The organism is Robinsoniella peoriensis (assembly GCF_000797495.1).
Lineage (GTDB): Bacteria > Bacillota > Clostridia > Lachnospirales > Lachnospiraceae > Robinsoniella > Robinsoniella peoriensis.
This window is the reverse complement of record NZ_JTGN01000002.1, coordinates 316440-341490: the sequence shown is the minus strand read 5'-3', so window position 1 is coordinate 341490 and position 25051 is coordinate 316440. Positions and strand designations below refer to the sequence as shown.

The following is a 25051-nucleotide window of genomic DNA, read 5'->3' as shown; positions in this document are numbered from 1 at the left end:
ATAGATTCTCAGTTCTTACAATTTTGTAAGAACACCAAAAAAGAGCTGCCCTCCCCCGGCTTAGATTCAATTGTTATATATCCTTTCTGTTTTTCCAGAATCAATTTAGCAAGGTATAGCCCTATGCCCGAACCTTCCAGTTCCTGTACCTCCCTGCTTCGATAAAAGCGTTTAAAGATATGGTTAAATTCTTTTTCATGAATACCAATTCCCTGATCACTAATTCTAATCTGGCTGTACATTTCAAATTGTTTTATTGAAATCTCAATCCGGCTTCCCCTGGGAGAATATTTCACGGCATTCTCCAAAATATTCTCCAGCGCCTCCGCTGTCCACTTCACATTATGAACCAGTGAAATTTCATCAAATTGCCGGGTAATAATTTCAATTTCTTTGGAAACGGCTTTCTCATATACAGAATTAATCGCCTTTCTTAAAGTTTCTTTGACCGGATGAGGTTCCGCATCAAATTGAATTACCCCCTCCTCCAGCCGAACCATTTTAAACAAAGATTGTAAAATCCAATTTATTTTTTCCGTCTGTTCTTTTAACTTTCTTTGAAAAACAGATCTTTTTTCTGGATCCAATGTCTGATTTTCTAAAAGTTCCTGATACATCATAACATTAGACAAGGGTGTTCTTAATTGATGAGACATATTAGAAATGAGGCTCTTTACACTTTCTTTTTCCTCTTTTGCCTGGCATATTTCAAGATTCAGTTTTTCCTGAACACGCATCATCTTTCCAGCTAGAGCCGATGCTTCTCCCTCTTTTAAATCTGATTGAGAGACAGCTCTTTCACTAAGCAATTCATCCAGCATCTTATCAATATTAAAATACAGTTTCAGATATTTCTTCCTGTAGTAATAGCACAGCATTCCAAGAAGAACTATGCAAATCACAAATAATACATATGCAATCATTTTTTCTCTCTCCAAATGTACCCCATCCCATGCACCGTTTTAATAGATTGGGGATTAGAAGAATCTTTTTCAATCTTCATTCGCAGTCTTCTGATATTTACGGAAACAATATTCTCATCCACATATTTACCATCCTGATCCCAGACCCAATTCAATATCTGCTCTTTGGATAAAATCTGCTCCTTATTCTCCACAAAATATACCAAAAGCTTATACTCCACTGTGCTGAGCGAAATCTCCTCATTCTCCTTAAATACCTTTCCCCTACCCTTATCAATCGTGACTCCATTGGAGTTTATAATAGATGCATTCTCTCTTCTTCTACACAAGTTCTTTATCCTGGCCTTCAGAACAGACAAGGAAAATGGTTTTGTCATAAAATCATCTACCCCTAATTCTAAGGCTTTGATTTCATCCATCTCCGTATCCCTGGCTGTCAGCATAAGAATAGGAATCTGACTGTACTCCCTCACCTCCCTGCACAATTCAAAACCATTTCCATCCGGAAGATTACAATCCATGATAAGCAGAGAGTAATTCTCCTTATCTATTTTCTCTTTTGCTTCCTTTTTACAGACAGCCCTATCCAGACTATATCCCTCACACTCCAAATAAAATACCACACCTTCCATAAGGTCTATATCATCTTCTATCATTAATATTCTTTCCATTCCATCACCTCTTCCATTCGATAAGTACATCATATTCCACCCCCATTCTAATTTCAATACAATCCAGAGAATGATTGCAAAAATATATAAGATTTTTTGCTTACGTAAAAAAAGCATAATCTTCTGCTACAAAGATTACGCTTTTTACGCTCTAGATCGAACAATTTTATCTTAAAAATGGTGTTAGCTGAGTAGGCGACGCTTTGCAGATAGATGTAGTGCTCGGAAAGCGTAGGGGCGAACCATGGCAGGCGTTTGGAGGGCTTACCGCAGAACTGGCATTTTCTAACCTTCCCGGAGTACTAATCCAGATACTTGCTTTCATTTTTCTCCTGTTTTTTTCTCACAAAATGATCAAAAACCCAGGTAAAGCAAAATATGAGTAAAAATAAGATAATAAATGCGGTTCCAACTCTTTTCTCTATACTGAAGTTCTTTTCGCCCTTACTGCAAATCAGTATTGCCCAAAAAGCCAGGCTGAATATTCCTGAACCGGCAAACCCATAAAATAAACTACCCTTCCATCCTCTTAGTGCATTGGAACCATCCCAGATGCCTTCCCGGATGCACCCAACCTGATACACGATAATACCTGCCAGTAATATAACCGTTTCCCCCAGAGTACTTCCTGAATCAGATTCCAAAATAAAATCCTGCACAATTATTACTACCAGGCAGATAACTACCATAAACCAGAAACTACGTTTTCCTATTTCCGCTAATTTCTGTTTCTCTCTTTCATCCAGGTTATTTTCTCTCATAGCCATTCCTCCTCCCAGAATAAATCGTTTAGTGTCTTACCTAAAGCTTTGCATATAGAAATGCAAAGTTTGAGTGATGGGTTGAAATCACCGGCTTCGATCATACCAATCGTCTGCCGGGTAACACCTGTCATCTCTGCTAACTGTACTTGCGAAAGATTTTTTTCCATCCTCGCAATTTTTAATTTCAAGTTTTTCATATCCCACCACCTTTTTCTTAGTCTAGTATACTACCATTAATGAATAGATGTCAACTATATATTGCATTTATATACTATATTTTACATTTGCGAACTATATTACTCACCTGTATGACGGCTGACTCACATGTAAGACGAGATGCCACTTTGTAAATCAAAAAGCCATATTTGTAATTAACAATTGAGGCTGTATGACGCTGTATCACATTGTAAGAAGGTAAGAAGTTTAACTCACATGGACTTCAGTCACTGCTTTTATGCTGTTTTCTGACAAAAAAAAGAGACCCTGCAGCGGATCTCATTCTATTTCACAGCTATTAACTAGGCAACCTGTAATAGCTTTGCAATTTGTGCTTCTATTCTCTCAACTGTTGTGTCAAAAACTACTGCAAGTTCTGAAAAAAGTAAATGCTCTACCCTCTGAAGATTTTTGTCATCACTTATACTCAGCTTTTTTCCACTTTCCTGTCTGTTTTTCTGTGCATGCATAATCCCTTTTAACATGCCAAAACATTTTCCACATTCACATGACTTCAGTACACTCTGATATTCTTTGTCTCTTACTCTATCATTCTCGTCATAAATACCCGTCATTTTTGGTAAATCATCAAGGTACTTCTCGGCTTTTTCTTTTGTTATGACTTTTCTCATGGATACCTTGTCATTGTTTGTTTTGATATAAATGGTACCACCATCATTACAAACAGGTTTTAAAATATAGTACATCTCATTTGTGTTAAGGAAATCCAACATATCAATTTTTTCAATATTATATACGCCTCTTCCCTCATAAACTACACTTTCATTAATTTTGAACAATATAAGCACCTTACTTTCTTTACTTCCCTCGTGGAAGAACTACTCCAATAGCCAATGCTTTGAATACCGCAGCAGCAAGTTACTATCCTATTATAACACACTTTTTGCTTTTTTCCTAGGGTCAAAAGTCACAATAGCTATATCGGGATCTATAGATAATAATAACCAATAGCCAGTACAACAGAAAAAGGACTACCACAATAATGTAATTAATGTGGCAGTCCTCATCTTACGCTTGGACTAATGTATCTATTTAAATTGTTTTAATTATTTAACGATTGTAGCAACACGGCCTGATCCAACTGTACGTCCACCTTCACGAATAGCGAAAGTAAGACCCTGCTCCATAGCGATTGGGTGGATCAATTCGATTGACATTTCTACGTTATCGCCAGGCATGCACATTTCTGTGCCTTCTGGAAGGTTGATAACACCTGTAACGTCAGTTGTACGGAAGTAGAACTGAGGTCTGTAGTTGTTGAAGAAAGGAGTATGACGTCCACCTTCATCTTTTGTCAATACGTAAACCTGTGCTGTAAATTTTGTATGGCATGTAACTGTACCTGGTTTGGAAAGAACCTGTCCTCTTTCGATTTCTGTTCTCTGAACACCACGAAGTAACGCACCGATGTTATCACCAGCCTGAGCTTCGTCAAGAAGTTTACGGAACATTTCGATTCCTGTAACAACAACTTTTCTTGTTTCTTCTTTGATACCAACGATTTCAACTTCTTCAGATACATGAAGAATACCACGTTCTACTCTACCTGTAGCAACTGTACCACGGCCTGTGATAGAGAATACGTCTTCGACTGGCATTAAGAATGGCTGATCTGTAGCACGCTGAGGATCTGGGATCCAGCTGTCAACTGCGTCCATAAGTTCCATGATCTTGTCTCCCCAAGCGCTGCTTGGATCTTCAAGAGCTTTTAAAGCAGAACCCTGGATGATTGGTGTATCATCGCCTGGGAATTCATATTCGCTTAATAATTCACGGATTTCCATATCAACTAATTCAAGTAATTCTTCATCATCAACCATATCACATTTATTCATGAATACTACGATGTAAGGAACACCTACCTGACGGGAAAGTAAGATATGCTCTTTTGTCTGAGCCATAACACCATCAGTAGCTGCAACAACAAGGATAGCACCATCCATCTGAGCAGCACCTGTGATCATGTTCTTTACATAGTCAGCATGTCCTGGGCAGTCAACGTGTGCGTAATGTCTCTTATCTGTTTCGTACTCAACGTGAGCTGTAGAGATTGTGATACCACGTTCTCTTTCTTCTGGAGCTTTATCAATATTCTCGAAATCAACTGCTGCGTTACCTGCAACTCTTTCGCTCAGAGTTTTTGTAATTGCAGCTGTTAAAGTTGTTTTACCATGGTCAACGTGTCCAATGGTACCAATATTAGCATGTGGTTTGTTTCTTTCAAATTTAGCTTTAGCCATTTTGAATGTCCTCCTTATAATATGCGCCTGTATCAGGCTTTCTTTTTGGTTTTTTATTTCATTAGGCTATCTTTGATTATATTTCAAATCAAAGATATTTTCAAGCCTAATTTTTTAAAATAACGATATAATTACTTACTTGGACTTAGCACTTAATACTTTTTCCTGTACAGACTTCGGAACCTGCTCATATTTTTCAAAGAACATAGAGTAGTTACCACGTCCCTGTGTTTTGGAACGTAAGTCTGTAGAGTAACCAAACATTTCAGCCAGCGGAACATAACCTCTTACAAGCTTACCACCACCGATATCTTCCATACCTTCGATACGACCACGACGGGAGTTGATATCACCGATAACATCACCCATATAATCTTCAGGCATAGTAACTTCCACTTTCATGATTGGCTCTAATAATACCGCATCACCTTTTCTCATAGCATCCTTGAATGCCATAGATCCGGCGATATGGAATGCCATTTCACTTGAATCGACTTCATGGTAAGAACCATCATATACGTTTGCATTAACACCAAGTACTGGGAAGCCGCCAAGAATACCTGCTTTTGATGCTTCTTCGATACCCTGACCAACTGCTGGGATATATTCCTTCGGAATAGCACCACCAACAACACTGGATTCATATTTGAATGTTTCTTCGCCATTTGGATCCATTGGTGTAAATCTAACTTTACAATGACCGTACTGACCACGTCCACCGGACTGTTTTGCATATTTGCTGTCAACATCAACAGGTTTTGTAAAGGTTTCTTTGTAAGCAACCTGAGGTGCACCTACATTTGCCTCAACCTTGAATTCACGAAGAAGTCTGTCTACGATAATTTCAAGATGAAGTTCACCCATACCTGCGATAATTGTCTGTCCTGTTTCATGATCTGTATGTGCACGGAAAGTAGGATCTTCTTCTGCAAGTTTTGCTAAAGCTTCACCCATCTTGCCCTGACCAGCTTTTGTTTTAGGCTCGATTGCTAATTCGATAACTGGTTCTGGGAATTCCATGGATTCCAGAATAACCGGATGCTGTTCGTCACAGATTGTATCACCAGTTGTTGTAAACTTAAAGCCTACAGCTGCTGCGATATCTCCTGCATAAACTTTATCAAGTTCTGCTCTCTTATTAGCGTGCATCTGAAGGATACGTCCAACACGTTCCTTTTTGCCTTTTGTTGCATTTAATACATAAGAACCTGAGTTCATAGATCCAGAGTAAACTCTGAAGAATGCCAGCTTACCAACAAATGGGTCAGCCATGATCTTGAATGCTAATGCTGCAAACGGTTCATCATCAGATGAATGTCTTACGATCGGATTTCCTTCCATATCTGTTCCTTCAATAGAAGCGATATCAGTAGGAGCCGGCATAAATTCAAGAATTGCATTTAACAGCTTCTGAACACCTTTATTTCTGTAAGCTGTACCACAGCAAACAGGAATAGCAGTACATTCGCAGGTACCCTTTCTCAGAGCAGCCTTTAATGCTTCTACGGATGGTTCTTCACCTTCCAGGTATTCCATCATTAAATCGTCATCTAACTCGCAGATTTTTTCTACTAATTCTGTACGATATAATTCAGCATCATCTTTCATGTCTTCCGGAATCTCAGTGATGGAAATGTCTTCACCTTTTTCATCATTGTAGATATAAGCCTGCATTTCGAATAAGTCAATGATTCCCTTGAAATCATCTTCTTTTCCGATTGGAAGCTGAAGACAGATTGCATTTTTACCTAATCTGTTTTTAATTTGTTCTACTGCACCGTAGAAATCTGCACCCATGATATCCATCTTATTGATGAATGCCATACGAGGTACATTATAAGTGTCAGCCTGACGCCATACATTTTCAGATTGAGGTTCAACACCGCCCTTAGCACAGAATACACCGACAGCACCGTCGAGTACACGTAGGGAACGTTCAACCTCTACTGTAAAGTCAACGTGTCCTGGAGTATCAATGATATTGATACGATGCTCTAAAGCACCTGGTTTTGTTTCGCAGTTTTCCTGCAATGTCCAGTGACATGTTGTAGCGGCTGAAGTAATTGTAATACCTCTTTCCTGTTCCTGCTCCATCCAGTCCATGGTTGCAGTACCTTCGTGAGTATCACCGATTTTATAGTTTACACCAGTGTAATACAGGATACGCTCTGTCAATGTTGTTTTACCAGCATCGATATGAGCCATAATACCAATATTTCTGGTTCTCTCTAATGGATATTCTCTTCCAGCCAAGGTTATTTCCTCCTAAATAATTTAAAGCTTTCCGCTTTGTCACAAGCCGGCCAATACAGGCCGGCACCGCTCATTTATATTTTTTATATAATTAGAAACGATAGTGAGCAAATGCTTTGTTTGCTTCTGCCATTTTGTGCATGTCTTCTTTTTTCTTAACGGATGCGCCTGTATTGTTTGATGCATCTAAAAGCTCATTTGCTAATCTGTCTACCATTGTTTTTTCTCCTCTTTTACGAGAATACAATGTGATCCAACGAAGAGCTAAAGCCTGGCGTCTATCTGGTCTAACTTCGATAGGTACCTGGTATGTTGCTCCACCAATACGTCTTGCCTTTACTTCGAGTACAGGCATGATGTTGTTCATAGCTTCTTCAAATACTTCGACTGCTGGCTTATCTGATTTCTCAGCCATTTTGTCAAATGCTCCATATACTATTTTCTGAGCTACACCTCTCTTACCATCTAACATAATGTTATTGATAAGCTTTGTAACCACTTTGTTGTTGTATAATGGATCTGCTAATACGTCTCTTTTTTGAGTATGTCCTTTACGTGGCACGGTACTTCCCTCCTTAATTATTATCGCAGCCAATTAAGACTGCTTGATTAATTCATCGGTACTCACATGTGTCGTTCTACTTGTGTTTCGTGCACGAAAGCTTCTATATTAACCTGCAACCACGGGTGAATAAGAAATCCGGCACAATTTTTGTTTGTAGTTCTGTTTGTGATACGAATAATTTATAATTTAATTGTTACGAATTATTTTTTAGCGTCTTTCGGTCTCTTAGCTCCGTATTTAGAACGAGCCTGTCTTCTCTTTGCAACGCCTGCTGTATCAAGTGTACCACGAACGATGTGATATCTTGTACCTGGTAAGTCTTTTACTCTACCGCCACGGATCAGAACAACGCTATGCTCCTGAAGGTTATGTCCTTCACCTGGGATGTAGCTTGTTACTTCGATTCCGTTAGATAAACGAACTCTGGCGATCTTTCTAAGAGCTGAGTTAGGTTTCTTAGGTGTAGCTGTCTTAACTGCTGTACATACACCTCTTTTTTGTGGTGCGGATACGTCCGTACTCTTTTTCTTTAAGGAGTTAAATCCTTTTTGCAGAGCTGGTGCAGTTGATTTTTTCTCAGATGTCTGACGACCTTTTCTTACTAACTGGTTAAATGTTGGCATTCCTTTCACCTCCTGTTTTATTTGTACAAAAACATAATTTTTTTCTTTCTGTACATGTGGTTGCTGTTTTAATTTTATTTTATGATGCATGAAATTAGATTAAAATTCACGCACACTGATTTATTATATCCACATGCATTTCTAATGTCAAGCACTTTCCAGTATTTTTCAAAGTTTTTTGCCCAAAATACCTTATAATTTTCTTAAGCCGGTAGACAACAAACGTCAGGAATGCTATGATAGGCGCAAATCGGAGGCGATATATTATGAGGAAATTATTAAAACCATTATCATTTATACCAGCTATACTTTTAATGTGCCTTATTTTTAATTTTTCCAGCCAAAGCGGAGATGTTTCCGGACAGCTGAGTTTTAAAGTCAGCTGTAAAATTGTAGAAGCAGGAGATTATATCTTCGACGCCAATCTGGAACAGTGGCAAATAGAAGAATGGGCCAATAAAATCAATTTTATCACACGTAAATTAGCACATATGACCGAATATTTTGCTCTCGCTGTGGCAGTATCCTTTCCATTATATGTGTACGGGCTGCACGGTATCTGGCTTATGCTTGTAGCCGGCATCCTATGCGTCGGTTTTGCCCTGGGAGATGAATACCACCAATCTTTCGTGGGAGGCCGCTCTCCTTCCCTTCGGGATGTCGGGATTGACAGTGTTGGAGTCTTTTTCGGTATTGTACTCGTCCGGATGGTGGGATGGACCGGTCGAATGACGATCTTTAAGCCGAGAAAGAAAAAAACAAAGGTAAAAAGAATCACAAAAGTAAAACACAAAAACCATAAGTTCAAAAATTACACAGCCAACGCACCGGAATACCATTATAAGGAAGAACATGCTTATTATAATGATATCCCAAAATCTGCATCTAAATCAAGAACATTTAGAAAAGCGCAGAAAAACAGCAAAGACAACAGTTATTCCTATGACCAGCAATATACCGGTTACGATGGCCATACACCTTACAGTCAGGATCCGGGTTATCAAAATTATAATCATCAGCAACCCTATTATAGAAATAACCCCCAGAATTTTAACGGGCAGCCTAATGGCGGCGGTCCTCAGCAGAATTTTAACGGGCAGCCTTACAGCGATGGTCCTCAGCAGAATTTTAACAGACAGCCTTACAGCGATGGTCCTCAGCAGAATTTTAACGGACAGCCTTACAGCGATGGTCCTCAGCAGAATTTTAACGGACAGCCTTACAGTGGCGGTCCTCAGCAGAATTTTAACGGGCAGCCTTACAGCGGCGGTCCTCAGCAGAATTTTAGCGGGCAGCCTTACAGCGGCGGTCCTCAGCAGAATTTTAACGGGCAGCCTTTCGGCGGCGGTCCTCAACAGGATTTTAACAGCCAGCCTTTCGGCAGCGGTCCTCAACAAAATTTTGGAGGTCAGCAACAGGATTTTAACAACTGCAGTTCCGACCAGGACTATGCAAATTACCATTCCGCTGATTATTTTGAAGACCAGACACAGTATTATGACCGGCACCAGCAATATGAAACTTCTGATGACAGCGATCCGGAAGATGATTACAGCGCAGCGAAAAAACATTCACAGCGGCCGGACGATGATGATGACGTGGATATCGTATCTAAAATCCAGTCTCTTTTTAACCGGAAATAATAAAAGCCAATGCAGTATATGATTATAAACTGCGTTGGCTTTTTCTATTTAATCTCCGTATTTTCAAACTGAGACAGAACTGCTTCTTATCTTACATCCCTTCCAGCCTGCTTCATTACCTCCTTTAATTTCTGTATATAATATTGATAATCTTTAAGAGATGTAGATGGTGCCACCTGATGATCAGAGCCCACTATATAACCCCCACCCCGTATCACCGGAAGGATTCTGTCAAATTCCCGGTCTATTGCTTCTTTTCCTTCGGCAATCATAAGCTTATTGAATCCGCCGATAAATTTCAGCCTGGGAAACTGCTCTCTCACTTTAACTATATCCATTCCGGCATTCACATCCATGGGAAGAAAACCATCCACCCCTGCTTCTAAAAAATGCGGGATCATAATGGTAAAGTCTCCATCCGTATCCACAAAAACATTATTTACCCCATGCTCTTTCAGCAATGGAATCAGTCTTTTGTAATAATCGCCTACAAATTCATCAAAGTTTTCCCCTGATATCATCGGTCCGTTTTTTCCACTCAGATCTTCCATCAGATAAACAACATCCGGCTGCAGCAGATCTACGATTTTTATTACTTTTGTAGTGTACACCTGCAATATATACTCATTGATATCATGTATCAGATCCGGCTCATCGTAGAATGCATATAAATGTGCCTCTATCCCCATTAATTCCCTGGGAACCCAGAAAAAACCTTCCAGATTCAACCGGATTGAGTAGTCTCCTCTGTCATGACCCTCCTTCAGGGAACCGTATGCAGCCTCTATAGCCTCATCACTATAATAAGCCTCCAGTTCTCTGTCTGCATAAGATTTAAGCTTCTCCCAATCTGCTTCATTCTGAATAACTGATTTATATTCTGTTTCAATCTCCGAACCCTTTTTCTGCATCATCTGCCTGCCGTATATATCCTGCTTAATGAGATAGGTTTCGGTATCTTCCAGTATCTTTTCTTCAAATCTGCGAAAAGGAAGCACAAAATGAATCCGCCTTACTGAATCAAATCCCAGATACTGCTCATATTCCATGACTCCCTGCCCCCATGCTGCCGCCAGATACATTTCAGTCTGATTTGCTTTATTTCCTACAATATCATTGGTAATATCTTTTGCATTTTGTGCGATATCTGATGGAAATCCCTCTTCCACAAAGCGGTTCTTCGTTAATACCCAGGGATAAAAAGTTTCCTCCACAGCACCTCGGTCCGGCTTTCCAAAATTCAAAGTTAAATTTTCACGCTCCCTATTTGTCATTATATCCTCCTTCTCCATTTACCGAATTCCAGAGCCTCAGTTAAGATTCATTTCTATACCGCTGCATATTGCAGGTAAACCTGCAATACTACCACCAGAAAATAGTTTGAAAGCGGTTTTCTTTCACACTTAACCCCATGAATAGCGCAAGCAGGCTTGTGCTATTCCCAAATCAGTAGTGTGAAAGCGGTTTTCTTTCACACTTAACCCCATGAATAGCGCAAGCAGGCTTGTGCTATTCCCGAATCAGTAGTTTGAAAGCGGTTTTCTTTCACACTTTCCTCTGCAATCCTCTTTATAGGTTCATTTTAAAAGTAAATAGTGAAAAAGTACATGTAAAATCAAAGCTGAAATATATAAAATACAAAACTCATTTATCATTCCTTGCACGGTATTCACGAGGGGTATACCCGGTTGCATTTTTAAATACTTTACTAAAATAAAATTGGTCGGAAAAGCCTAATAACTCGGCTATTTCCCCTATGAGATACTCTTCTTTCCGATCCAGAAGCTTCTTTGCTTCCTCTATACGGATACCGATGAGATATTCGTTATAGGTACAGTTAAAATGCGTTTTAAATGCTTTGCTCAGATAAGGCTGGCTGATAGAAAATATACTGCAGATATTCAGTATGCTATTGTCTCCGGCAATATTTTTGCGGATATGCTCTTCTACTTTTTTCACTAATTGTTCGGTACTTAGCCTGCCCTGGGGTAGTTTTACAGTACACGGATTTTCTCTTGTAGAGATCAAAAGCCTTCGGATCCTTACAAAAAGTTCTTCAATTTTCTTAGGCTCCACCGGCTTTAGAAGATAGTCAAATGCTCCATAGGAAAATGCATCGTGTACATAGTCAAAGTCGGCGTAACCGCTTACTGCTATGCAGACCGCTCTGTTTTCTTCCTGTCCGGCAATGTATTTTATAAGCTCAATCCCATTTTGTTTTGGCATTTTCATATCCGTTAATACAACATCCGGGCTTGTGTTATGGTAAAGTTCAATGGCATCTTTTACGTTATATGCTTCTCCTGATACCTGGAAATATTCCGTCCTCTTCTGAATTGCTCTTTTTTCCATATCAAGGGCTGCCGGCTCATCATCCACCAGCAATACTTTATACATCTTTACCCACTCCTTTTATCTGTATTTACTAATATTCATGCCAAACAGAATACTGGTGCCGCCCTCGTCATTGTTATCCTGAAGTTCATACCAGAAACTGTCTCCATAATAAATCGAAAGCCTGATCAGTGTCCCGCTCAGCCCCATTCCTCCAAACTGAATCTGCTCTGCTATATAGGTGGCTTTATCTGTATTGTGAAATTCGTCAATTCTCTCACGGATTACTTCTCCGGCTTCTTTGCTGATGCCGCACCCGTTATCCTTTATTTCTACAACCAGCTTATCGCCCAGTACCACTGTGTAGATCTTAATTATCACTTTTTCATGTTCCATCAGGCTGTACTTGATGGCATTTTCCACCAGCGGCTGGTAAGTCAGCTTCGGTATTATAATATATTTGGTGTCATCATCTATCTGCATTTCAAATTCGATTCTTTTCTGGTAGCGGCTCTTCATAATTGACATATAGGCCTTCAGGTTCTCTATTTCTTCCCCTATGGTTACTTCGGATGTCTCATAATTGGATGCATATCTCAGGATCTCCGTCAGACTGTAGCATGCATCTGCTGCCGTTTCTGTTTCCCCACGCTCACACAAATTAGCAATACTTCCAAGGCTGTTGTAAAGAAAATGAGGACCCATTTCCGACTGCAGGGCACTAAATAATGTTTTTGTCTGGACATTTTCAAGTTTTTTCTGCTTTACCAGAGCATCCTCCAGCCGCTTTGCCATATCTTCAAAAGAATTCACCAAAATCTCTGTTTCTTTATCCTTAACTTTTATCTCCCTCTTTTGTCTGAAATTCGTCAGATCTGTATTCTGCATGGTCTTTACCAGCAGATTAATCGGACGCATAATCATCCTGGTCGTCCAGAAGCTGTAAAATGTAGTGACAATTATCAGCACTAAGGTAATGGCAATAATTCCTCCCAGCATCTTGTTCAAGGACTCATTCAGAACATTCTTATCCAGAATGATCACTGTTTTACAGGCGTAATAATTGGATGATGCCGTGGAAAATAGTGAATGGCTGTCTTCTTTTATCTTGGAATACTGCCTGGTAAAATCCTTCACCTGCTGGATATAAGTATCATTTCTTTTACTGTCGGGAAGATTGGTATAGAAAAGCTCATCTGTTTCTTCCATAAATACCATGACTTTTAAGCCTTTGCCATTCCACTTTACATTACAGATATTATCCATATAAAAAGCATTCTGCTGAACTTCCAGATAACCGATAATATCAGTATTTCTGTCCTTAACCGGCTTAATTTCAGACACAACAAGGACTTCGCTGCTCTTGTTCCAATAATCGAGATGCGGCTTTAAATAGACCCGGCTGTTCATCTGCTTCATCGGATACTGGCTTTCTATCATTTGTATCCGCTCTCTTACATCATCTTTCTTTACATCCGTTTTCCCGGTACTGTAAAATGTGCCATCTTTTCCATAAATCGAAACCCTTCTTATATCCGATTTATTGATATATGCCTTAGTCAAAAGCTTTCGTATTTCTTTGCCCACTTCATCACCGGACGAAACCACAGCCTGATCCCACAGGTCCAGAAAATGATTATCTGACAATACGTCTATCGCCGTCTGATCCATGGTCGTAAGGCGGCTGTCTGCCTGAGCCATTACATTTTCGGCGATCTGTCCAATATTGCTGACTCCATCCTGATGGATATTATATTGGTTATATTTATAGAAAATAACTGCTGCAATTCCAATAAACAAGATCGTCAAAACAGCATAGGTCATAGAAAGCTTTGTACTGATTTTCTGTTTTATCATAGTTCACACTCTGCCACTTCATAATCCTCTTTTCACAAAAGCGCATGTATGCAAAATGCCTGTGAAGGACTCTTTAAAACCGCTTCAGCCATCTCACGGCATGGTCGATCCATCCTGCATTATCCGGTACGATCTGATCCTGGTTACCCGCTGTAGTCTCATCGCACAGGGATAATCCATGTCCGCCTTTTTCATAAATGTGTAGTTCAAAAGGCACTCTGTATTTGCGCAGTGCACAAGTAAACAATAGCGTGTTTTCTACGGGAACTGCATTATCTTCCTGGGTATGCCATATAAATGTGGGCAGCGTATCTGCTGTGACCTGCTTCTCCAGAGATAACTTTTCACTCAGTTCCGTGGAACCGTCTGTTCCCGTCAGATTTGCGCGCGACTCCTTATGGGTAAATTCACCCATCGTAATAACCGGATAGCATAAAATCATTCCTGATGGTTTATAATTTAAGTTTTCTGTTCCAAACACCTGTGTAAATATTTCATCCTTCCATAGAGTTCCAAGGGAAGCGCATAAATGTCCCCCTGCAGAAAATCCGCAAATAAAGATCTTTTCCGGATCAATCCCCCATTCTCTGGCATGTTCACGAACCATAGCTACGGATGTGGCAAGCTCAAGTACAGCACATGGATATCTGGATGGTGCGGCACTGTATTGCAATACAAATGCCTGCATACCTGCTGCTAAAAACCGCATTGCTACCGGTTCAGCCTCCCGGTCAGATTTAAATTGGTATGCACCTCCCGGACAGATAATGACTGCCGGTCTTTTCCCGGACATTTTCAGTTCTTCACTGTCACTATACATATACCCAAATAATCTGGGCTGATATTTTCCATGATCGGCACCTGCCTTTTCATACGCTGCCTCTACATTCATTTCTTTGTAAATCATATAACTCCCTTCTGCCCTTTTAGGACCATTCATCTCAGAGTATGCCTGAAATTTCTGTTATTATTTTTTCTCTATTATACACCATATCTATTTGAAGGGAAATAGGGGAGTGCTGAAAGGAAAAGACCTATAAACAGAGGTCTTCTCCCTATCTATAGGCCGTTTATTACACTTCTGCTAATCATTAATAGTCATAATTATCCACGGTAGCCGCATCAAATACCAATGCATCCCCTAATACGCACTCACGGTTTGTAATCTCTTTCGTTCCCAGTCTTCCTGCTTCAATGGAGGTAGAATCCGTCGTGATCGTTCCCTCTGCCAGCTGATATCCTGACTGAACTGCCAGATATCCCAGATCCATACAGTTCCAGAGAACTCCGGTGTTCATTGGATTCTCTTCATCCTTAATGTATGTTTTCAGAGCATTTGGTGTCGCCAGTCCGGTTAACGTGATCTTGGAAGGATCCGGTTTGCTGGATGCAGACTGATACTGTGCACCCAGAGCAGGAGTTGACATGGATGACAATGCAATTGCTGCCTGAATCTGGTCCGCACCTTCCCCCATACGGCTGATCAGAGTTGCACACTCGCTGTTTACTGTAGTTTCGTCCGTACCCGGATAATATACATCTGTTTCTTTATTCTGAATTTTCATAAAGCTGTAATCATCTGTCTTCAGTAATTCATCAATTGCTGCCTCCCATGCTGTTTGATTTGCATCTGTGCCGGATCCGGACACCAATGCAATATTTGCAGGTTGGCCTGCACCGTATCCTTTCGCCTTCAGATCAATTGCAGCACCATCCAACAAGCCTTTTGCAGCTGCCTGTGCAGTAATCTGGTTTACAAATAAATCTCTGGAATCTTCCTGAGCATCCGCATCAAATGTTACTACTTTAATACCTGCATCCTGGGCTTTTTTTAAGGTCGGAGCAATTGCAGTCGGATCATTAGGAGATACAATAATAACATTTACATCCTGAGCAATCCATCCTTCGAGAATATCCACCTGTTTCTGGTTAGTAGCCTGATCCTGTGACGGTCCATCATACAACAAGGTGATTCCCAATTCATCTGCTGCTTCCTGGGCACCTACTTTACATGCATCAAAATAGTTTTCTCCTTTGAATTTGGGCAGCATTGCCACAACCACATCAGCGCCTTTGGTTTCTGACGATGAATCTTTGGATGCTTCCTTTGTTTCTTCATTGCCTGCTGCGGCTGTCTCTTTCGTCTCCGCTTTTTCTGTAGTTTTACTTCCACCCGATGTGTCAGTCGCAGAGCATCCGGCTAAAGAAGATACCGCCATAATACCAATCAGGGCTGCCGCCAATACCTTTGTTACCAATCGTTTCTTCATAATTTACCCACCCTTTCTTCTTACAAATTAATTTTTTATGTAAATATTATGTGTTTACTCAGTTGACCCTGAATATCACAATTTTATTACAATCCATTGGTTTTTACAACCGGCTGCTATATAGTGGCGTATTTACGCCGGGAGACACTAGCCGTCATACCTGACTCTCTGATATTTGTTTTGCTGATACTGCAATAATTTTCTTTTTCTTAGCTTTTGAATTTACAAAGGCATAGGCGATCAGAGCAATCATCAGAACTACACCCTGTACAATCGTCTGCACGTCAATAGGGATATTCAATACGGTAAGTCCGCTGTTCAGGGTTGCTATAATCAGCGTGCCCAATACGGTGCCTTTCATATCTCCGATTCCACCGTTGATACTGGTTCCGCCCAGAACAACTACCGTTATTACTTTCAGGTTAAAACTGGTTCCGGCATCATACTTAACACTGGTGAACCTTCCCAGCCATATAAAGGCTGCCAGTGCACAGATGAGACCACAAATTACATAAATCAGTATCTGCATCTTATCCGTATTCACACCGGAATATTTCGTTGCATTTTTATTCAACCCAATACTGTATAATTTTCTGCCAAAAGTAGTCTTACCCAGAAGAATAATGAAGAAAACAGCAAGTATCACATAAATCCAGATTTGCAGCGGAATCCCTGCAATGGAGGTATTTCCAAAAAAGTTCGTAAAGTCATAACTGTAAACACTGTCACCATGAGATATTCCTCTTGCCAGCCCCAGAAACAGATACATCGTCGCCAGCGTAGTCACCATCTCCGAAATTTTGGCTTTGGCTATGATAATACCGTTCACCAGTCCGCAGATTCCTCCTGTAAGGATCGTAACAATAATTCCAGCTCCTGTTCCCATTCCGGCAGCTGCCATTCCGCCCATCATAGCGGAGAGAATCATGATGTTTCCTACCGAAAGATCAATGCCGCCCGTAATAATAATCAACGTCATAGGCAGAGCAGCCATACCGATTTCTACAATATTTCGAAACATAACGTTTATAATGTATGCGGGTTTTAAAAACGACGGACTCCCTAGTGCGATTGCTGCAAATATCACAACCCAGATTAAAAACAGCGCCATATTAAACGTGACTTTATATTTTCTATTCTTTTCCATTATGCTTCACCCCCAGCCTTACAGATCACAGGGTTTGTAATGACCCTTTTTTTCTTGATATATCTGGCTGCCGTAACCAATACGGAGATGATAATAATTGCGCCTTTAATCGCATCTGACCAATTTGGACTAATACCAAGATAGTTAATTGCCGGGGATATCATGGCAAGAATGAAAGCTCCAATAACCGTTCCGATTATTTTTCCCGAACCACCCGCCGTGCTGGTTCCTCCTAATACAACAGCTGCAATAAATGTCATCTCAAGACCACTTCCCATAGTGGTAGTAACTCTCTGCCCTGCCGTTGCTATAATTACTGCTGATATCCCAAATAAGGCACCTGCTATCGTATAAGTGAGCACTACAGTTTTATTTACATTTATACCAGCCAGTCTGGCACCGCCTTTATTGTTCCCAATAGCATAGATCTTCTTGGAAAATCTGGAGTACTTCATAAATAGCAAGGCTGCTGCCACCACAATCAGACATATAAGTACACTTGCCGGTATCATTCCGAAGATTTTTGCATCGAATGCCAGCCAGGTAAAAGAAGCCGGCAAATCATAAATAGACCCTTCTACCGTAAGCGGCAGAATCCCCTGAAATATCTGGGTCGTCGCCAAAGTGGCTACAATTGCCGGAATCTTTAATTTTGTAATAAACAACCCGTTAAATGTGCTCAGGGCTGCTCCTATTACCATCGCTGCTGCCAGAAGAACAGCAAACGGTGCCCCCATCTTCCCGATAGCCGCTGTGCATATACAGATTACTGATATTAAAGCTCCTGTGGAAACATCGATATTCGATGTCAAAATAATCATGTTCATACCTACTGCCGATATTAATATGTAACTGAAAGAATTCAATAAGCTCATCAGGTTATTTACGGTATAAAATCCTTTTGCAAAAATTGCAAGTCCAATCAATACTACTGCCAGAAAGACTGCCAGATAAAATTCTGTTGTTAAAAACGCTGCTTTTTTCTTATTATGATCCATTTTACTCCCTCCTTAAGCATATCTTCAAAATGTTTGTGTCCGGCTTATGCCATTACCTGCTTTTTAGATTCCAGAGCTACTGTTAGTATCTTTTCCTGGGTCACTTCATCTCTGTCAAAACAACCGGCGATATAACCGTCTTTCATTACATAAATCCGATCACACATTCCAAGCAGTTCCGGGAGTTCTGAGGAAATCATAATAATCGTCAGGCCTTTTTGTGTCAGATCACTGATAATCTTATGGATTTCTGCTTTTGCATTTACATCCACGCCTCTGGTTGGTTCGTCCAGTATTAAAATTTTAGGATTTAATGCCAGCGCTTTTGAAACAGATACCTTCTGCTGGTTTCCCCCTGACAAATTTGCAACCAGAAAATCAGCCTTTGGAGCTTTAATACCAACATCCTGTATATATTTTTCTCCAATTTCCTGCTCTTTTTTCGTGTGGATTATGCCCAGTTTACCAGCAAATTTTTCCAGTTGGGGCAGAGAGATATTCTGTTCAATACTCATATCAACAATCAATCCGAATTTTCCACGATCTTCGGAAACATATACCAGTCCATTTGCCATAGCATCTTTATAGTCCCTGATCACGACCTCTTTTCCCTCTAGTATGACTTTACCTGCAGCTTTTCCCGTAAAGCCGCAGAGGGACTCCATAAGCTCTGTCCTGCCAGCTCCTGCCAGACCTGCAAACCCGAGAATCTCTCCTTTATTTAAGGCAAAACTGATATCTTCTAAAAATCCATCGTCATAATAATGCTCTACACGAAGCAGTTCTTTTCCAATCTTAGCTTCTGCCTTGGGATAATAATTGCCCATCTTTCTTCCTACCATATCTGCCACAAGTTCATCTTTATTCGTACCGGATACCTCTTTAGTAGAAATATACTGACCATCACGGATCACCGTTACCCTGTCGCAAATCTCAAATATTTCTTCCAGACGGTGGCTGATATACACAATTCCCAGACCTTCTTTTTTCAGGTTCCCAATAATCTCAAACAGGGCACTGACTTCTCTTTGGGTAAGAGATGCCGTAGGCTCATCAAATATAATGATATTAGCATCAAATGTAAGTGCTTTTGCAATTTCCACCATCTGCTTTTGAGCCATACCCAAGGTTTTTATCGTTACATCCAGGCTCATCTGAGTATTCAGACGTCTGAAAATTTCTTTTGCCCGTTTCTTCATCCCATCGTAATCAATGAAACTGACAGGACCTATCCTTTTCGTTATCTCATGTCCCAGAAACAGATTATCCAGTACAGTCATTTCCTCAAAAAGGCTGGTTTCCTGAAAAATAATGGAAACTCCTTTCTGGTATGCTTCCATAGGATTCCCAAACGATTCCTCTTTTGCATTAACAACCATTGTTCCGCTATCCGGCTTATGCACTCCGCAAACCACTTTCATAAGCGTGGATTTTCCCGCTCCGTTCTCGCCGCAAATGGCATGTACTTCACCGCTTCGAAGTTCAAAATCAATGCCATTCAGGGCCAGGACCCCTGGAAAAGTTTTCACAATATCTCTAAGTTCCAATATTGTTTTTCCCATAGTTCCTCCTCCAATCTTCATATGCTGTCTCTTTCTTAACTGTCTTTATCTTACCAAGAGCAGAAGAAAAGGTACATGTAAAATCAAAAAGGGTTTATATAAAATACAAAAGCCCCCGGACAGAAGATTTTACTCTTTGTCCAGGGACACTTATCATTGACTGCCGGCTTTGCGGCACCCCTTTTATACCTGTTGTTTTTTCTTACCTCTGCATAACACATTCGCTAACGGATACTCCACGCACAAATACATCAGTAACCCCACCGCCACTGTAAAGACCACAAAAAGCGTCATCACAAACTCTCCGCCCTTTTTAGGAATAAAGGCAAAAAACGCAAACTGGTACAAATATATTGAATAAGAGGCTGCAGAAAGCGCCATTATTATCGTACGCAATGAATTTTTAACGTTTATTTTTGGCATCCACAAAAACCCAAGAGCAATTGCTACGCCAGATATCGACTTATATGCATCGTAAGTTAAAAAGGGATTAGATTTTATGAACATCATTCCTATTCCGCCTAAAAACAATAAAATGCCAATAACCCTTGGAACCTTGACTCCTTTTAAATATGCAGCCAGCATCCCAACTAAGAAGCATGGCAGCATCGCTATGTATTCCATATTACTAAAAAAAGTAATCCAGGTTAAGGGGAAAAGAAGTATACATGCTAATATCGCAGCTACTTTTTTTGCTGTCGCTGAAAGCTTCAGCCATAAAACAGCTTTTTTGCAAACTAAAAAAATAAAAGGTACCATTAAGTAAAAGATCATCTGAACGCTGATATACCAGTAAAAACCTTTTATTTTTGCAACTGTTTCCATGCTAAATGCATGAACAAATAATAAATGTGCTACCACATCCTTAAATTCATATGGCTGTGGTTTCAAATTATTTGCCATGAAAATACAGCAGATTAATATAGATATATAATACGCCGGTGCGATCCGAAGAAATCTTGTTAAATAAAAACTTTTTAATCTTTTACCGGTAGGTAACCCCTCTAACCTCTGATAACTGCCTACCATACAATATCCCGAAATCACAAACATAATTATTACACCAATGACACCCCATTTTGCAAAACCATCCAGGTTAAATATCCCTACAATATATTCCGGTCTGCGCATTCGCTTCCATATGTGATAATAGGTCACACCCACTATTGCGAATATCCTTGCCAAGTCAATATTAAGCGATCTTTCATCCTTCATATCCAAAACCTCTCCCTTAGAAAAATGGCATGCTATAGTTCACACCATAACATGCCATAATTACTTATTCTTCTGTAGCAGATACCAAATCTTCTTCACCCAGATCATCCAGATCTAAATCATCTGATAAATCAAGGCCCAGATCCAGATCGTCATCATCATCAAAATCTTCATCCTCATAAACCTGATCCAGTGTATAATCTGTATCCAGTTTTACATTACGGTATCTCTTCATGCCTGTTCCGGCCGGAATTAATTTACCGATTATAACATTTTCTTTTAATCCGATAAGCGGATCAATCTTACCTTTGATTGCTGCTTCTGTCAGTACCTTCGTCGTTTCCTGGAAAGATGCTGCTGATAAGAAGGAGTTGGTTGCAAGAGATGCTTTTGTTATACCAAGCATTACCTGTTTTCCGTCTGCAGGCATCTTGCCTTCTTCTACTAACGCATCATTAACATCTTCAAAGTCAAGAATATCTACCAGTGTACCAGGCAGTAATTCAGAATCACCATTATCCTCAATTCTGATCTTCTTCAGCATCTGACGAACAATAACTTCGATATGCTTATCATTGATCTCAACACCCTGTAAACGGTAAACACGCTGAACTTCCTGAATCATGTAATCCTGTACAGCACGAACACCTTTGATCTTCAGGATATCATGTGGATTTACGCTACCTTCTGTCAGCTCATCACCGGCTTCCAATAATGCACCATCCTGTACCTTGATTCTGGATCCATAAGGAATCAGATATGTCTTAGCTTCACCGCTTTCATCGTTTGTCACAATAATCTCGCGTTTTTTCTTGGTATCCTTAATGTTTGCAATACCAGGAATTTCTGTAATAATAGCAAGACCTTTTGGCTTTCTTGCCTCAAAAAGCTCCTCGACACGGGGAAGACCCTGTGTAATATCGCCGCCGGCCACACCACCGGTATGGAACGTACGCATGGTAAGCTGTGTTCCAGGTTCTCCGATAGACTGAGCTGCAATAATACCTACGGATTCACCTACCTGAACTGCTTCGCCTGTTGCAAGGTTGGATCCATAACATTTCGCACATACACCGATATGTGATTTACATGTCAGTATCGTACGGATCTTAATCTTGTCAAATGGTTTTCCATTTGCATCCACACCTTCGTTCATGATACGTGCCGCACGTCTTGGGGTAATCATATGGTTTGCTTTTACGAGAACTTCACCATCTTTATTTGTAAGAGTTTCGCAGGCAAATCTACCTGTAATTCTCTCCTGCAGGCTTTCAATTTCTTCTTTTCCGTCCATGAATGCTTTTACATACATACCCGGAATTTCTTTTCCTTCACAACAGTCAACTTCACGGATAATCAAGTCCTGGGAAACGTCAACCAGACGTCTGGTCAGGTATCCGGAATCGGCTGTACGAAGAGCAGTATCAGACAGACCTTTACGAGCACCATGTGCAGACATAAAGTACTCCAATACGTCAAGTCCTTCACGGAAGTTTGACTTGATAGGCAGCTCGATTGTATGACCGGTTGTATCCGCCATCAAACCACGCATACCGGCAAGCTGTTTAATCTGCTTGTCAGAACCACGGGCTCCTGAGTCAGCCATCATATAGATGTTATTGTACTTATCAAGACCGTCTAACAGCGCCTTGGTCAGAATATCATCGGTGTTCTTCCATGTTTCCACAACTTCTTTATAACGCTCTTCTTCCGTGATCAGACCACGTTTGAAGTTCTTTGTAATTCTATCTACCGTATCCTGTGCCTGCTGAATCAGCTGCGGTTTTTCAGGAGGTACTGTCATATCGGAAATGGATACGGTCATCGCTGCCCTGGTAGAGTACTTGTAACCCATAGCCTTGATATCATCAAGTGCTTCAGCAGTCTTGGTTGCTCCGTGAGTATTGATGATTTTCTCCAGAATCTGTTTTAATCCTTTTTTACCTACGTGGAAATCTACTTCCAGCTTCAGTGCATTTTCCGGAATATCACGGTTTACAAAACCTAAATCCTGAGGAAGAATTTCATTAAAGATGAAACGTCCCAACGTAGATTCTACATTTCCGGTAAGCCTGCTTCCATCCGGCATGATCTTTGTCATACGAACCGTAATTCTGGTCTGTAATGTCAAAGCCTTATTTTCATAAGCAAGGATTGCTTCGTTTACGCTTTTAAATACTTTGCCTTCTCCAAGTGCACCTGGTCTCTCCTGTGTCAGATAGTAGATACCAAGGACCATATCCTGTGAAGGTACGGCAACGGGACCACCATCGGAAGGTTTTAACAGGTTGTTTGGAGACAACAGTAAGAAACGGCATTCTGCCTGTGCTTCCACAGACAATGGAAGATGGACAGCCATCTGGTCACCATCGAAGTCAGCATTAAACGCTGTACATACCAATGGATGAAGCTTGATCGCCTTACCTTCTACCAATATAGGCTCAAATGCCTGAATACCAAGTCTGTGAAGTGTGGGGGCACGGTTTAACATAACCGGGTGTTCTTTGATAACTTCTTCCAGAACATCCCAGACTTCCGGCTGAAGTCTTTCTACCATCTTCTTCGCATTCTTAATATTGTGAGAAGTACCGTTTGCTACTAATTCTTTCATAACGAAAGGTTTGAATAATTCAATTGCCATTTCTTTTGGCAGACCGCACTGGTAAATCTTAAGTTCCGGTCCAACAACGATAACAGAACGTCCTGAATAGTCAACACGTTTTCCAAGTAAGTTCTGACGGAAACGTCCGGATTTACCCTTTAACATGTCTGATAAGGATTTAAGGGCTCTGTTACCCGGTCCTGTTACCGGACGTCCACGACGTCCATTATCAATTAAAGCATCTACCGCTTCCTGAAGCATACGCTTTTCATTACGAACGATAATATCAGGTGCACCTAATTCCAAAAGTCTTTTCAGACGGTTATTACGGTTGATGATTCTTCTATATAAGTCATTCAGGTCAGATGTGGCAAAACGTCCGCCATCCAGCTGAACCATAGGACGTAAATCCGGCGGAATAACAGGAACAACTGTCATGATCATCCACTCCGGTCTGTTTCCTGAGCCACGGAAAGCTTCTACAACTTCCAGTCTTTTAATGATTCTGGCTCTTTTCTGACCGGTAGAATCCTTCAGTCCTCTTTTTAATTCAACGGATTCCTTCTCCATGTCAATGGCTTCTAACAGTTCCTTAATGGATTCTGCTCCCATGCCTACACGGAAAGTGTTTCCCCATTTTTCTTTCGCTTCCTGGAACTCTTTTTCTGTCAGAACCTGTTTGTACTGTAAATCTGTAGTTCCTTTATCCAACACAATATAATTGGCAAAGTACAATACTTTTTCCAATACTCTGGGAGACAGATCCAGAATTAATCCCATTCTGGAAGGGATTCCCTTAAAATACCAGATATGGGAAACAGGAGCTGCAAGCTCAATGTGTCCCATACGTTCTCTACGAACGCTGGCTTTGGTTACTTCTACGCCGCATCGGTCGCAGACTACACCTTTATAACGGATTTTCTTATATTTACCGCAGTGGCACTCCCAGTCCTTGCTGGGACCGAAAATACGCTCGCAGAATAATCCGTCTTTTTCTGGTTTCAGGGTTCTATAATTAATCGTTTCTGGTTTTTTAACTTCTCCTCTGGACCACTCTCTGATCTTATCCGGAGATGCTAAACCAATTTTGATTGCATCAAAAGTCATTGGCTGATACGTTTCATTGTTTGTTGTTTCAGGCATTGAT

General features: G+C 40.5%; 20 protein-coding genes. 1 reads left to right on the top strand and 19 read right to left on the bottom strand.

All coding sequences use genetic code 11. The features are described from left to right. Nucleotides 1–8: 8 nt before the first annotated feature. The 9 genes from QR40_RS05300 to rpsL form a co-directional block, all read right to left on the bottom strand. Nucleotides 9–923, bottom strand: coding sequence for a sensor histidine kinase (locus QR40_RS05300; protein ID WP_044293773.1), 915 nt, complete (start codon nucleotides 921–923; stop codon nucleotides 9–11). Further along, nucleotides 920–1594: a response regulator transcription factor gene (locus QR40_RS05295; RefSeq protein WP_027296132.1), complete on the bottom strand. Its 675-nt coding sequence runs from the start codon at nucleotides 1592–1594 to the stop codon at nucleotides 920–922. Before QR40_RS05295 ends, QR40_RS05300 begins: the two co-directional genes overlap by 4 nt. A gap of 302 nt (nucleotides 1595–1896) precedes the next feature. After that, on the bottom strand, nucleotides 1897–2355 hold the full coding sequence (locus QR40_RS05290) for a DUF6773 family protein (RefSeq protein WP_027296131.1): 459 nt from the start codon (nucleotides 2353–2355) through the stop codon (nucleotides 1897–1899). After that, nucleotides 2352–2555, bottom strand: a complete 204-nt coding sequence (locus QR40_RS05285) for a helix-turn-helix transcriptional regulator (RefSeq protein ID WP_027296130.1) — start codon at nucleotides 2553–2555, stop codon at nucleotides 2352–2354. The genes QR40_RS05290 and QR40_RS05285 overlap by 4 nt, the downstream gene beginning before the upstream one ends. 321 nt (nucleotides 2556–2876) lie before the next feature. Then, the gene (locus QR40_RS05280; RefSeq protein ID WP_027296129.1) at nucleotides 2877–3383 is read right to left on the bottom strand and encodes a CarD family transcriptional regulator; all 507 of its coding nucleotides are present in this window, start codon (nucleotides 3381–3383) and stop codon (nucleotides 2877–2879) included. 258 nt (nucleotides 3384–3641) lie between these two features. Beyond that, nucleotides 3642–4835 carry an elongation factor Tu gene (gene tuf / locus QR40_RS05275; protein WP_027296128.1) on the bottom strand — a complete coding sequence of 398 codons (1194 nt, stop codon included), beginning with the start codon at nucleotides 4833–4835 and terminating at the stop codon, nucleotides 3642–3644. 135 nt (nucleotides 4836–4970) lie between these two features. After that, a complete protein-coding gene (gene fusA, locus QR40_RS05270) occupies nucleotides 4971–7088 on the bottom strand; it encodes an elongation factor G (RefSeq protein WP_027296127.1) in 2118 nt (705 codons plus the stop codon). Nucleotides 7089–7179: 91 nt separating this feature from the next. Next, nucleotides 7180–7650 (bottom strand): 30S ribosomal protein S7, encoded by a 471-nt coding sequence (gene rpsG / locus QR40_RS05265; protein WP_027296126.1) that lies wholly within the window; start codon nucleotides 7648–7650, stop codon nucleotides 7180–7182. Between the two features lie 203 nt (nucleotides 7651–7853). Next, entirely contained in the window at nucleotides 7854–8276 is a 423-nt protein-coding gene (gene rpsL / locus QR40_RS05260) for a 30S ribosomal protein S12 (protein WP_027296125.1), read from the bottom strand. A 266-nt stretch (nucleotides 8277–8542) separates the two neighbouring features. Here rpsL and QR40_RS32815 point away from each other — a divergent pair, with 266 nt between their 5' ends. After that, nucleotides 8543–9919, top strand: coding sequence for a VanZ family protein (locus QR40_RS32815; protein WP_063837570.1), 1377 nt, complete (start codon nucleotides 8543–8545; stop codon nucleotides 9917–9919). Between the two features lie 86 nt (nucleotides 9920–10005). Here QR40_RS32815 and QR40_RS05250 read toward each other — a convergent pair whose 3' ends face one another. From QR40_RS05250 to rpoC, 10 genes are all read right to left on the bottom strand, one after another. Next, nucleotides 10006–11193, bottom strand: a complete 1188-nt coding sequence (locus QR40_RS05250; RefSeq protein WP_044293769.1) for a uroporphyrinogen decarboxylase family protein — start codon at nucleotides 11191–11193, stop codon at nucleotides 10006–10008. A gap of 370 nt (nucleotides 11194–11563) precedes the next feature. Next, nucleotides 11564–12316 (bottom strand): response regulator transcription factor, encoded by a 753-nt coding sequence (locus QR40_RS05245; protein WP_027296123.1) that lies wholly within the window; start codon nucleotides 12314–12316, stop codon nucleotides 11564–11566. Nucleotides 12317–12331: 15 nt separating this feature from the next. Further along, nucleotides 12332–14110 carry a sensor histidine kinase gene (locus QR40_RS05240; RefSeq protein WP_044293767.1) on the bottom strand — a complete coding sequence of 593 codons (1779 nt, stop codon included), beginning with the start codon at nucleotides 14108–14110 and terminating at the stop codon, nucleotides 12332–12334. Between the two features lie 73 nt (nucleotides 14111–14183). Beyond that, nucleotides 14184–15017 carry an alpha/beta hydrolase gene (locus tag QR40_RS05235; protein ID WP_081820380.1) on the bottom strand — a complete coding sequence of 278 codons (834 nt, stop codon included), beginning with the start codon at nucleotides 15015–15017 and terminating at the stop codon, nucleotides 14184–14186. Between the two features lie 184 nt (nucleotides 15018–15201). Beyond that, nucleotides 15202–16380, bottom strand: coding sequence for an autoinducer 2 ABC transporter substrate-binding protein (locus QR40_RS05230; RefSeq protein ID WP_044293765.1), 1179 nt, complete (start codon nucleotides 16378–16380; stop codon nucleotides 15202–15204). Nucleotides 16381–16534: 154 nt separating this feature from the next. Continuing rightward, entirely contained in the window at nucleotides 16535–17527 is a 993-nt protein-coding gene (locus QR40_RS05225; protein WP_044293763.1) for an ABC transporter permease, read from the bottom strand. Then, nucleotides 17527–18525 carry an ABC transporter permease gene (locus QR40_RS05220; RefSeq protein WP_044293760.1) on the bottom strand — a complete coding sequence of 333 codons (999 nt, stop codon included), beginning with the start codon at nucleotides 18523–18525 and terminating at the stop codon, nucleotides 17527–17529. The genes QR40_RS05225 and QR40_RS05220 overlap by 1 nt, the downstream gene beginning before the upstream one ends. Before the next feature lie 44 nt (nucleotides 18526–18569). After that, nucleotides 18570–20087 (bottom strand): sugar ABC transporter ATP-binding protein, encoded by a 1518-nt coding sequence (locus QR40_RS05215; protein WP_044293759.1) that lies wholly within the window; start codon nucleotides 20085–20087, stop codon nucleotides 18570–18572. 183 nt (nucleotides 20088–20270) lie between these two features. Then, complete coding sequence (locus QR40_RS05210; RefSeq protein WP_044293758.1) at nucleotides 20271–21302, bottom strand: acyltransferase family protein; 1032 nt, start codon at nucleotides 21300–21302, stop codon at nucleotides 20271–20273. 64 nt (nucleotides 21303–21366) lie between these two features. Next, nucleotides 21367–25047, bottom strand: coding sequence for a DNA-directed RNA polymerase subunit beta' (gene rpoC, locus QR40_RS05205; RefSeq protein WP_027296117.1), 3681 nt, complete (start codon nucleotides 25045–25047; stop codon nucleotides 21367–21369). Between the last annotated feature and the right edge of the window lie 4 nt (nucleotides 25048–25051).

Bases quoted from the DNA above. Each gene is read 5' to 3' on its own strand.
- QR40_RS05250 (WP_044293769.1), bottom strand. From the start codon at position 11,193: ATGACAAATAGGGAGCGTGAAAATTTAACTTTGAATTTTGGAAAGCCG.
- rpoC (WP_027296117.1), bottom strand. From the start codon at position 25,047: ATGCCTGAAACAACAAACAATGAAACGTATCAGCCAATGACTTTTGAT.
- QR40_RS05290 (WP_027296131.1), bottom strand. From the start codon at position 2,355: ATGAGAGAAAATAACCTGGATGAAAGAGAGAAACAGAAATTAGCGGAA.
- QR40_RS32815 (WP_063837570.1), top strand. From the start codon at position 8,543: ATGAGGAAATTATTAAAACCATTATCATTTATACCAGCTATACTTTTA.
- QR40_RS05210 (WP_044293758.1), bottom strand. From the start codon at position 21,302: ATGAAGGATGAAAGATCGCTTAATATTGACTTGGCAAGGATATTCGCA.
- QR40_RS05235 (WP_081820380.1), bottom strand. From the start codon at position 15,017: ATGATTTACAAAGAAATGAATGTAGAGGCAGCGTATGAAAAGGCAGGT.
- tuf (WP_027296128.1), bottom strand. From the start codon at position 4,835: ATGGCTAAAGCTAAATTTGAAAGAAACAAACCACATGCTAATATTGGT.
- QR40_RS05230 (WP_044293765.1), bottom strand. From the start codon at position 16,380: ATGAAGAAACGATTGGTAACAAAGGTATTGGCGGCAGCCCTGATTGGT.
- QR40_RS05225 (WP_044293763.1), bottom strand. From the start codon at position 17,527: ATGGAAAAGAATAGAAAATATAAAGTCACGTTTAATATGGCGCTGTTT.
- rpsL (WP_027296125.1), bottom strand. From the start codon at position 8,276: ATGCCAACATTTAACCAGTTAGTAAGAAAAGGTCGTCAGACATCTGAG.
- QR40_RS05295 (WP_027296132.1), bottom strand. From the start codon at position 1,594: ATGGAAAGAATATTAATGATAGAAGATGATATAGACCTTATGGAAGGT.
- QR40_RS05285 (WP_027296130.1), bottom strand. From the start codon at position 2,555: ATGAAAAACTTGAAATTAAAAATTGCGAGGATGGAAAAAAATCTTTCG.
- QR40_RS05245 (WP_027296123.1), bottom strand. From the start codon at position 12,316: ATGTATAAAGTATTGCTGGTGGATGATGAGCCGGCAGCCCTTGATATG.
- QR40_RS05300 (WP_044293773.1), bottom strand. From the start codon at position 923: ATGATTGCATATGTATTATTTGTGATTTGCATAGTTCTTCTTGGAATG.
- QR40_RS05220 (WP_044293760.1), bottom strand. From the start codon at position 18,525: ATGGATCATAATAAGAAAAAAGCAGCGTTTTTAACAACAGAATTTTAT.
- QR40_RS05240 (WP_044293767.1), bottom strand. From the start codon at position 14,110: ATGATAAAACAGAAAATCAGTACAAAGCTTTCTATGACCTATGCTGTT.
- QR40_RS05215 (WP_044293759.1), bottom strand. From the start codon at position 20,087: ATGGGAAAAACAATATTGGAACTTAGAGATATTGTGAAAACTTTTCCA.